Here is a 10,412-nt window from a genome sequence, read left to right as displayed (position 1 = left end):
AGGCCTGATTGGACGCCGGTGATGGTGCCGTTGGCGTTGAGGTTCCATTGCTGGTTGGTTTGGCCGTTGCAGGACCAGATGATGGCCTTGGTGCCGTTGGTGGTGCCCTTGCCGTTGGCGTCCAGGCACATGGTGGTGCCGCCGACCGTCACGCTCAGCGCGCCGGAAGAGGTGTGCGTCCAGGTCTGGTTCGCGGCCCCGCTGCAGGTGTAGATGTCCTGCTGAGTGCCGCCGGTGGTCGTGGAGTTCGGGTCATCCAGGCACTTACCGGCACCCACCGCGTGCAACGGACCGGTGCTACCGCCACCGCCACCGCCGCCGGAGGAACCCGCGTCCAGGCCCATGAAGTGAATGGCGTACGCCGCCATGCCAGAGCCCTGAATCGGCAGCTGATGTCCGGCTCCGACGATGCTGTAAGCCTCGACCTGTGTGGTGCCCGCGGCGTCGTTGTACCGGGTGCGGTTCCAGTTGGTGACCGGGGTGTCGCTGGACGACGGGGTCTGGCTCACGCCGAGGACGTTCGTCCACTGCTTGATCTCTTCCCCGAGGTTGTTGTAGTTCAGCGTGGTGTCGGCGGTGCCGTGCCACAGTTGCATTCGCGGCCGCGGGCCGCTGTAACCCGGGTCGGCGCCGCGCGCGAGATCACCCCACTGCTGCGGGGTCATAGAGACCTGGCCGCCGGCGCAAGGCCCGTTCCATCCGCGCACCGTTCCGGTGTAGAAGCAGTGGTAGGGCACTCCCATGAACGCCGCGCCGGCCTTGAACACGTCAGGGTAGTCGGCGACCATGACGTTGGTCATCATGCCGCCCGAGGACTCACCGGTCACATACACGGAGCCGGGGTTCGCGCCGTAGTGCTGCTCGGTGTAGGTGATCATCGACATGAGCCCTACGGGGTCGCTGCCACCGTTGCGCGTCAGCGCCTGGCTGGAGGAGACGTCCCAGCAGCTGCCGCCGGGGTTGGTCGAGGGGTAGATGACGATGAATCCGTACTGATCGGCCAGCGAGCCGAAGTCGGTGCTGGAGTACAGGTACGGGCCCGAACCCTGACACCCGTGCAGGGCCAGCAGGATCGAGGGGTTCGGCTTGACGTTGTTCGGCACGTACAAGTACATCTGCAGGCCGGTCGGGTTGGTGCCGAAGTTCGTTATCTGAGTCAGCGAGGCGGCGGCGGCCTGCGGCGCGGCCTGCACGCACAGCCCGGCGGCCGCGCCGATCGCCAGCGCGGTATTCAACAGCCGGGACCTCAGGAAACGGGATCGCAGCATTGGACCTCTTTGTCCGGTGGGTAAGGGCTATCGCTAACGGTAGCCGATATCGGCTCATAGCCAATGATTCCGTGAAAGTCGAGAATGTTTGAACATGTCGCTTGACTATCGAATGTTCGAAGCTTTCACAGCCGCGTCCCTCCCTGGTCATGGAGATAAGGGGGCGATACGGCAGGGTGGCGCTTGCGAGTCCGGGAATTGCCCCTGTGCGAATTGGCGGTGATTCCACACAGAGCTGGCACGGATGGGAAAGCAGGGTCAGCGAAACATTACCGAAATCGTTGACCCGTAGCCGAAGCCGGTCCAATACTTTTGCCGCCGACCCAACCCACCCGAACGGGCTGCGCGATGCCGCCCGTACTTCCGCGACCCTTCAATGAGGAAGGAGCACGCATGCGCTCCGCTCAGTCAGAACGCCGCAGACGCGGCCTGCGCCTGCCGCTCGGCAAGCGCGCCAGATTGCTGATAGGCGGCGCCGGCACGGCCGTGGTGGCCGCGGCGCTCACCCTGGTGACGACCATCCTGCCCGGCACCGCGAACGCGGCCGGCACGATCTGTTCGAGCCAGACCGGTAACAGCAATGGCTACTACTACTCGTTCTGGACCGCCGGCGGCGGCTCGGCCTGCATGACCCTCGGCTCCGGCGGCAACTACAGCACGTCCTGGAGCAACGTCAACAACTTCGTCGCGGGCACCGGCTGGAGCACCGGCGGCCGGATGACCGTCAACTACTCCGGCAGCTTCAACCCGTCCGGCAATTCGTATCTGTCGCTGTATGGCTGGACGACCAATCCGCTGGTCGAGTACTACATCACCGACAACTGGGGCAGCTACCGGCCCACCGGAACGTATAAGGGCACGGTCAACAGCGACGGCGGCACGTACGACATCTACGAGACGACGCGCGTCAATCAGCCGTCGATCATCGGGACCGCCACGTTCAACCAATACTGGGCCGTGCGCCAGAGCCGCCGCACCGGCGGCACCATCACCACCGGCAACTTCTTCGACGCCTGGGCAAGCCACGGCATGAACATGGGCCAGTTCAACTACATGATCCTCGCCACCGAGGGCTACCAGAGCAGCGGCAACTCCAACATCACGCTGGGCGGATCCTCCGGCGGAGGCGGAGGTGGTGGTGGCGGCGGAGGCGGCGGCGGAGGCGGAACCGGCAGCCCGCTGCACGCGACGGCCTCTGGCAAGTGCCTGGACATCCCGAACTCCAGCACCACGCTGGGCACCCAGCTGCAGATCTGGGACTGCAGCGGCCAGGCCAACCAGTCCTGGACGCACACCTCCTCGAACCAGTTGAGCGCCACGGTGAACGGCACCGCCCTGTGCCTCGACGCTTACGACAACCAGACCTCCCCCGGCACCAAAGTGGAGACCTGGTCCTGCAACGGCGGCGCCAACCAGCAGTGGAACCTCAACTCCAACGGCACGATCACCGGCGTCCAATCAGGGCTCTGCCTTGATGTGACCGGAGCGTCCACCGCCAACGGCGCGCTGGTCGAATTGTGGTCCTGCAACGGCGGCAGCAACCAGCAATGGCACCTCGGTTAGCGATCCCCAGCCAGGGTGTGTTTCGGATCCGCGGCTGGGTCCGAAACACACCCTAGGATCGGTCGGCGCCCGGTCGGGGCGAGCCCGGGCCGCCGATTCGCTGTTCCGCCGTGACCGGTGTCACGGCGGGGATCCGGCTCGCCATCGTCGGATACTCGATGACCAGTCCGTCGCGATCCACAGTGAGATCACTGACGAAGCTTCCGGACGCGTATCGGACGCGCGCGGTGTCTTCCGCGAGACTGAGATGCGTGTATGACTGCTGAGACGTGACTACGCGCAGGGTCGGAACTTGCACGAACGCCATGAGGAATCGCTGCGCTCCGGGGCCGTGCTGCAAGCCATACCGGATGATCGGCATCGTGTTGGTGACCGGCGAGCAGGCCAGGTCACAGTCAAACGCGCCGGCGAGGTCGGTGCGCGGCTCACCGTTGACGTACCAGGTCTCGCCCTCCCGCCGCAGGTCAAGGTCGTAGCTTGCGTCGGTGGTGGTAGCCGCCACGCCGAGGCGAGTGGTCGCGGCGCGATCGTCGGTCTGCAACGTGTAAGTCAGCCAGTAGGGCTCGGGGAGTTGGCCCACGGCTCGGCCGGTCGCGTGCAGGGTCAGGCCGTCGAGGCTCAGCCGGGCCGCCTCGAACCCGGCCGTCTCGATGACCTGCCAGACCAGATGCCGCCGCTGTACGCCCATGGCTCTCCTCGATCCGCCGCTGCGGCCAGTCTGCCACCGGCGCGCTGGTGAGCACGGCAGCCCGCGCCGCCGTGCTCACCACCCCTGCGTCAGCCGGCCGCTCGCACCTCCACCGCGGCCAGTTCCCAGCGGTCGGTGGTCGGCGCGGAACTGCCGAAGGTCACCGGCCCCGCGGTCGGGATCGCAGCGCTCTGCTCCACCCAATAGGTGTCGCCGACGCGCGTGTCCAGGTTCTGTTCGACCAGGCTCTGCCCAGGCAGCGCGGTTTGCGCGGCCGCGTGCGTCCAGTCGTGGCCGGCCGCCCAGATCTGCGAGCCCGCCGCGGTGGTGGTCAATTTGACGCTCGCCGCGCCCGTCTTGGCCCCGGCGGTCGCGCTCGCGCCCACACTCGGCGCGGCGCCGGTGTACGCCACGACCGTGATCGCGCCGTCATAGCCGGTGGTCTTGATGGAGGCCGTGACGACGGCGTTCGCGAGCGGCGCCGTCGCATGGGCCTGCCAGACCTCGGCGGTGCCGGTGCCCTTCGTTCCGTTGGCGCGCGCCGCCAAGCTCCAGGTCAGGCCGCCGCCGGTGACCTTGGTGACCTGCTGGGTCTTGCCGTCCGGACCGTCAGAGGAGACGAACGCGAGCAGCAGTTCATTGCCCGCGCTCGTGCTCACCGGTGCGGAGGCGAGCTGGCCGGTGGACTTGTCGATCGTGGTGTTGACCATGGTGTCGACGCCGATTCCGCCCGGCTTCGGCGGAACGGTGACGGTGGCCTGGCAGGTCGCCGTGTTGCCTGCCGCATCAGCACCCTGATATGTCAGAGTGTAGACCCGGCCGGCGGCGCTGGTGGACTCGGCGCGTAGCTGGCCCTCGGTGTCCGCGGTGCCCACGTCGAAGCCTTGGATGCTGTTGTCGTTGTTTGGCTCGCTGCTGGTTACCGCAGTGAGGGTGAATCCGGCCGGACCGGAGAACGCGTCGCCCACCATCACGTTCGCATCGACGGTGACCAGTCCGCCGTCCGCCGGGGTGAGTTCGGTCGGCACGACGGAGCAGCCCACGGTCGGGGCCGTGGTGTCGATCTCCAGGGCTGCCGCGGAGTCCGAGCCATCGGCCGCGCCGGTGTTCTTCGTGGCTGATCCGTCAGTCGCCCCGCACTGGACGATGTGCTGTCCGTCGCCGGTGACCGTGAGCGTGCGGCTGGCGTTGCCGGAGGCGTCGATCGTCAGCGGTCCCTCGGTCACTGCGCCGCCGCTGTCGGTGCAGTCGATCGCGGAGACGCCTGAGGCGTCGGTCGCGGTGACCGTGCCGGTGACCGGGGCCTGCGATGCGTTGAACACGCCGGATTGCGAGTCGGGCGCGGTCGGCAGGTTGACGGTCACGGTCGGCGGGGTGGTGTCGCCGCCGGGAGGTGCGGATGCGATCGCGGTGATGGCGTCGATCAAGGCGCCGCCGACTCCGCCGGGGGCGTTGCTGTCGAAGGTCTGGCCGCCGGTGCCGGTGGCCAGCTGGGTCATGAACGAGGTGGCGCTCGGGTCGAAACCGACCAGGATCGGGTAGACCGAGGCCGGGTCGACCGCGTTGGCGGCCGCCATCACGGACGCCGAGGTCAGGCCGCTGTGCGCCTCGGGGTCATGGCCGGGCGCGTCGCCCATGACGATGATCGCCTTGGACACTCCGGGTCGCCACGGGAAGCCGACTGCGGTGTTGACTCCGGAGAGCACGTCCTCGGGGATGTCGCAGCCTCCGCCGACTTTGCCGGGCAAGGTGCCGAGCGCGTTGATGACGTCGGTGCGTTTCGTGGCGAAGTTGAGGTCGATCACCGCGTCGTAGTCCGGCGGGCAGCCGGGAATCGTCGAGTCAACGTCCTTGTAGTCGACGAGGCCGATGCGGTAGTCCGTCAGCCGCGCGGGCGTGCCTCTGCCGGAAAGGTCGTCCAGGATGCTGTTGGCCGCGCTGACCGCGCTGGCGATGTACGGCGACATGCTGCCGGTGGTGTCGATCGCGAAGACCACGTCCACCTTGGGTATGTCCTGGGTGATCGCCAGGATCATCCGCTGGCCGTTGTCCGAGCCGTACTGCGAGATGATGGCGTTGCGGAAGTCGGCCCACTGCCGCTGGGTCTCGGCGATCGCGCCGCTGACCGCCTTCTGCTCGTTGTCGAGCACCTGGCCGCGCGGGGTCCGTGGATCGGTGGCCGTACCCGTGGTCGGGTCGATCAGGGCCTTGTCCTTGTTAAGGCAGGCGTGGGTGATGCGGCCGGACTTGCCAGGGCAGTTGTCGCTGAAGATGCCCGCGTAGAAGCCGGTGGTCAGGTCGGTCGGCACGGAGATCGGGCCGCTGCCGGCCAGATCCAGGATGGGGCTGGGCCCGGGCAGGTTGAGGCCGGGCGGGTTGGTGACGCTGATCGGCTTTGTCGGGTCGGACTGGTCGGCCCAGTTGCTGTGCGAGTAGAAGTCCTGGGCGCCGTGCAGGGCGCGGCCGAGGCCTTCGATCGCGTTGCACTTGGCCCGGCCGGAGACGCCGCCGCCGAAGGTGCAGTCGAAGCTGACGTCCGCCTCGCCGGGGATCAGTTCGCCGGAGGAGTCGAGCAGCCCGGCGGCCGCGCTGACGCCCTGGGTGAAGCGCTGGCGCAGGTGGTCCACGCAGCCCTGGAGCTGGGCGGTCGCCGCGGCGCGGGACTGCGGGTAGCCGGGGACGTTCAGGAAGTCGGCGTCGTCGCAGTGCGCGTTCGGGTCGCCGGACTCGTCGAGGTCGGGCGCGCCGACCGCGCCGAAGGTGCCGGAGTGTCCGGCGAGCTGGTCGATGGAGCGCGGCTCAAAGCAGGAGCCGTCGGACTTGACCCCGGGCGCGCAGGCCAGCGCGGCGCGGGTGACCCGCTCGTGCTCGGCGCGCTGGCCGAGTCCGTTGATGGTGCCGAACGCGTTGGCCGGCGGCGCGTTCACGATCTGCGGCGCGTACAGGCCGGCGACCAGGAGCGCGAGTACGGCTGCCGCGGCGGTCCGGCGGCGGCGCCGAGAACCGCGTGCGGATCCGGGTTTGTCTTCGTGCCGTTCCTTGCTGTCGTGCGCAAATGGCGTCATTGCCATGCGTCCCCTCCCGATGACAGATCTCTGACACGGTACGGCCCGTGTCGGTACACGGGCCAAGGAAGCACCCACCCCAGAAACAGCCGTGCGCCGCGGCACGGAATGACAGCCCCCTCATTCTGACCATACCCGCGGCGCCGCGCCCCCGTGCGAGAATCCGGAAACTGATAATCCTGTTACACCGCTGGACCCAGGTCGCCCTGGGTCCAGCGGTGTAACAGGATGCGGTGATTCGGGACGGCGAGCACTGAGGAGCTAGCTGCGCTGCCAGAGCGCCGGCACGTTCGGCGGCTCCCAGCCCGGCAGTGAAGTGTGCGCCTGAATGCATCGGTAGTTGACGCCGTTGTAGGAGGCGACGTCACCGATCGAGTAGGCGTGGTACGCCTGCCAGGTTCCGGTGTAGCCGCCGCCACCACCGCCACCACCTCCCCCGCCTCCGCCGCCACTGACCTGATTGACCGCGGCCTGAGCGTCGCTCATGTGTGAGAGGTAGGCGCCGTTGGTGTAGGTGGTCCACTGGCTCCAGCCGCCGTTGGCCCAGATCGTGTGGGTGGCCGGGGCGGCGCAGGAGGGAGTGAAGGCGCAGGAGTCACTGACCTCGCCGTGCCAGTAGGAGTTGATCTGCCAAAGCCCGCGGTCGACGCTGCAGTCGGTGTCGACGAGCGTGGCCCGGGTCCAGCCCGAGCTCTCCGCCTCGGCTATGGCCACCGAGATGGTCCAGTCGTTGCCGGAAAAGCCGCCCTGCTGGGCGACCTGCGCGATCTGCACCGCGGTGTAGTGGTCGCCGGTAAGGGTGCTGACGGGGGTACATGTCGCGTTCGGTGCGATCCTGGCCGCCGGGCCGAGCGGGCGGGTACCGGCCAGCGCCGTCGACGCGCCCAACAGGGACGCGAACATCGCGGCGAAGACGACGACCAGGGCGAGGGCAGCTCTACGACGTCTGAACATGGCGCCTCCTGACAAGGAAACCGCAGGCCGTCGCGAACGGTGGGTGATGACGGCCTGTGCGTGGTTGGACTAGACCACTTGGCAAAAGATTGGACTAGACCACAAGACGGGTCAATCATTCCCATCAAGCCAATCCGGCTCAATCCCGACACGACTGGATCGGGGAAAGGTTGCGTTGCATGGAATACCCCAGTGGGGTATACGGTTGCAGCAGGCCGCCGAACGGAACGATGCGCAGTGAGGTCGCTTTGCCCGCCGTCACGCACGCCTTGTCCATCGCCGGGTCGATGACCTGGGAGATCATCTGGGCTCTCATTCTCGGATTCCTGCTGTCGGCGATCGTGCAGGCACTGGTGCGCAAGAGCACGATCGTGCGCTGGCTTGGTGATGACCGGCCGCGTACGCTCGCGCTCGCCTCGGCGCTCGGCGCGGCGTCCTCGTCCTGCTCCTACGCCGCGGTGGCGCTGGCTCGTTCGCTGTTTCGCAAGGGCGCGAACTTCACCGCCGCGATGGCGTTCGAGATCGCCTCGACGAACCTGGTGGTGGAACTCGGCATCATCCTGGCGCTGCTGATGGGCTGGCAGTTCACCGCGGCGGAGTTCGCCGGCGGACCGGTGATGATCCTGGTACTGGCGCTGCTGTTGCGGCTGCTGCTGCGTGACCGGCTGCTGCGGGCGGCGCGTGGGCAGGCCGAGCGGGGTGTCGCCGGTTCGATGGAGGGCCACGCCGCGATGGACATGTCGGTGACCGGCGACGAGCCGTTCCTGCGCCGGCTGCTCTCCCGCCGCGGGTTCACCTCGGTCTCGCACATCTTCGTGATGGAGTGGGCCGCCGTGCTGCGCGACATCGCGGCCGGTCTTCTGATCGCGGGGGCGATCGCGGCGTGGGTGCCGGACACGTTCTGGACGCACTTCTTCCTGACCGGGCATCCGCTCGCGTCCAAGATCTGGGGTCCGCTGGTCGGCCCGCTGGTGGCGGTGGTCAGCTTCGTCTGCTCGATCGGCAACGTGCCGCTGGCCGTGGTGCTGTGGAAGGGCGGGATCAGCTTCGGCGGCGTGGTCGCGTTCATCTTCGCCGACCTGCTGATCGTGCCGATCTTGAACATCTACCGCAAGTACTACGGCGCGCGCATGGCGCTGTTCCTCGCCGGTACGTTCTATGTCGCGATGGCAGCGGCCGGGTACGTCATCGAACTCGTCTTCGGCGGCCTCGGCCTGGCTCCCGATCAGCACGCTGCGAAGCTGCCGACCGAGGGCGTGTCGTGGAATTACACCACCTGGCTCAACATCGTTTTCCTGCTGCTTGCAGTGGCGCTCGTGGCAAGGTTCGTGCGCACCGGAGGGCGGCAGATGCTCGGCATGATGGGCGGGAACCCAGACCAGCAGCACAGCGAACACCACGAAGCCCACGGGCAGCACGGCGAACCAGAGCATGGGCACGGCGAACACCACGCGTCGAGTTAGCGGAACCAGGGGTGTCAGTAGTCAGATCCCACGGATTGTGCTACTAAATCGAGGTATTGACCCTGTCAGTGCCGCGGAAGGGGCTGGATGCGCGGTCGGATAGGCACCACACGATTGCTCGGCGGACGCTTGATCGCGGTCTCGGCAGCGGGCGGCCTGCTCGCCGGCGCGATGGCGGGCGGACCGGCTCTGGCGGCCACAAGCCCCGCGGTGACGTGCACGTACACGATCCAGAACGTGTGGTTCGGCGGGTTCACCGCGGACATCAGTATCGCCAACAACGCACCGGCGACCATCAACGGCTGGACGGTGCGCTGGACCTTCAACGAGTACACCACGGACATCTCCGTCTGGCAGTCGAATCTCTCAGCGCCTGACGGCTTACACGCCACGGCCACGAACGCCTCGTACAACGGCACGATCCGCAGCGGTTATGCGACCTCGTTCGGCTGGAGCGCTCGGTCCGCCACGACCTCGGTGCCTACTGATCTCACCGTCAACGGCGTGGCCTGCCAGTAGGTCGCGGGATTGCTGACGGATGCGGGTCAGCCGTCGTCCCGGATGCCGAGTCGGCGACGGATTTCCTGCGCGCGGGCTCGGTATTCATGGGCCTGTGCACGGCGTTGTTCGTGGCCGTGTTCGTGGCCGTCGACGGCGTGTCCGCGGCTGTCGAGTGCGGCGGCAAGGCCGCTCAGCGCCCGAGCCTGTTCGAAGCGGTCGCCGTTGCGGTCGGCCAGCTCGAGCGCGGCTCGGTGCCGGGTTAGCGCCGCGTCAGGATGTTCGATCGCCAGCAGCGTCTCGCCGAGTGAGTTGAGCGTTTCGGTCTCCAGGCTGCGATCCCCGGTCTCCCGGCTGACTGCCAGCCCGCGGCGCAGGTATTCGAGGGCTGAGGTGTACTGGCCGGCGCGTGCGTACACGGCGCCGATTGTGCTCAGCGCGCTGCCCTCGCCGCCACGATCCCCGGTGCGGCGGCACAGTTCCAGTGCGCGCTCAAGGTGCGCCAGCGCCTCGTCATGCTGCCCGACTTCGCTCACCACCACGGCCAGATTCCCCAGCGCGTAGCCTTCCAGGCGCGAGTCCTCCAGGTCGACGAAGATCTCAGCAGCCTGACGAAGCTCGCGCGTCGCCTGCTCGCGGTTGCCCAATCGCCGATGCAGCGCGCCGAGGTTGAGCAGTTGCGAGCCTTCGCCGTGGCTGTTCTTCGCCGCGCGATAGCACTCCAGGGACTGATTCATGTGCTCGGCGGCGGCCAGGTAGTCGCCGAGCCGTTCGTGCACGAGCCCGAGCCGCGCCAGGGCACGCGCCTCGCCGTCGCGGTCACTGGTGCGCCGGTACCCCTTCAGCGCCTGCTCGAGGTAGGCGCGCGCCCTATTGTGTTCGCCGAGCCACCAATGGACGTTGCCGAGGTTCA

Annotated in this window: 8 protein-coding genes; 3 read left to right on the top strand and 5 right to left on the bottom strand. The window is 67.7% G+C overall.

The window, feature by feature from the left end:
* Positions 1 to 1,268, bottom strand: a 1,268-nt coding sequence (locus tag VN779_RS20035) for a PHB depolymerase family esterase (RefSeq protein WP_325725611.1), incomplete at its 3' end; no start/stop codon positions are given.
* Between the two features lie 393 nt (positions 1,269 to 1,661).
* Between VN779_RS20035 and VN779_RS20030 the strand changes: the two genes are divergently transcribed.
* Positions 1,662 to 2,831 (top strand): glycoside hydrolase family 11 protein, encoded by a 1,170-nt coding sequence (locus VN779_RS20030; RefSeq protein ID WP_325725609.1) that lies wholly within the window; start codon positions 1,662 to 1,664, stop codon positions 2,829 to 2,831.
* Positions 2,832 to 2,883: 52 nt separating this feature from the next.
* Here the strand turns inward: VN779_RS20030 and VN779_RS20025 are convergent, their stop codons facing one another.
* The 3 genes from VN779_RS20025 to VN779_RS20015 form a co-directional block, all read right to left on the bottom strand.
* On the bottom strand, positions 2,884 to 3,519 hold the full coding sequence (locus tag VN779_RS20025; protein ID WP_325725607.1) for a putative glycolipid-binding domain-containing protein: 636 nt from the start codon (positions 3,517 to 3,519) through the stop codon (positions 2,884 to 2,886).
* A gap of 89 nt (positions 3,520 to 3,608) precedes the next feature.
* Positions 3,609 to 6,590: a vWA domain-containing protein gene (locus VN779_RS20020; protein ID WP_325725605.1), complete on the bottom strand. Its 2,982-nt coding sequence runs from the start codon at positions 6,588 to 6,590 to the stop codon at positions 3,609 to 3,611.
* 255 nt (positions 6,591 to 6,845) lie between these two features.
* On the bottom strand, positions 6,846 to 7,538 hold the full coding sequence (locus tag VN779_RS20015) for a carbohydrate-binding protein (protein ID WP_325725604.1): 693 nt from the start codon (positions 7,536 to 7,538) through the stop codon (positions 6,846 to 6,848).
* 248 nt (positions 7,539 to 7,786) lie between these two features.
* Here VN779_RS20015 and VN779_RS20010 point away from each other — a divergent pair, with 248 nt between their 5' ends.
* Together VN779_RS20010 and VN779_RS20005 are read left to right on the top strand one after the other, a co-directional pair.
* Positions 7,787 to 9,001, top strand: a complete 1,215-nt coding sequence (locus VN779_RS20010) for a permease (protein ID WP_349260862.1) — start codon at positions 7,787 to 7,789, stop codon at positions 8,999 to 9,001.
* 87 nt (positions 9,002 to 9,088) lie between these two features.
* Complete coding sequence (locus tag VN779_RS20005) at positions 9,089 to 9,520, top strand: cellulose binding domain-containing protein (RefSeq protein ID WP_325725600.1); 432 nt, start codon at positions 9,089 to 9,091, stop codon at positions 9,518 to 9,520.
* Between the two features lie 26 nt (positions 9,521 to 9,546).
* Here the strand turns inward: VN779_RS20005 and VN779_RS20000 are convergent.
* A partial coding sequence (locus VN779_RS20000) for a tetratricopeptide repeat protein (protein ID WP_325725598.1) occupies positions 9,547 to 10,412 on the bottom strand: 866 nt, incomplete at its 5' end.

This window comes from Actinocrinis sp. (assembly GCF_035605935.1).
Classification (GTDB): domain Bacteria; phylum Actinomycetota; class Actinomycetes; order Streptomycetales; family Catenulisporaceae; genus Actinocrinis.
Note: the sequence above shows the minus strand (reverse complement) of the source record. Positions and strands in the feature narration are given on the sequence as shown.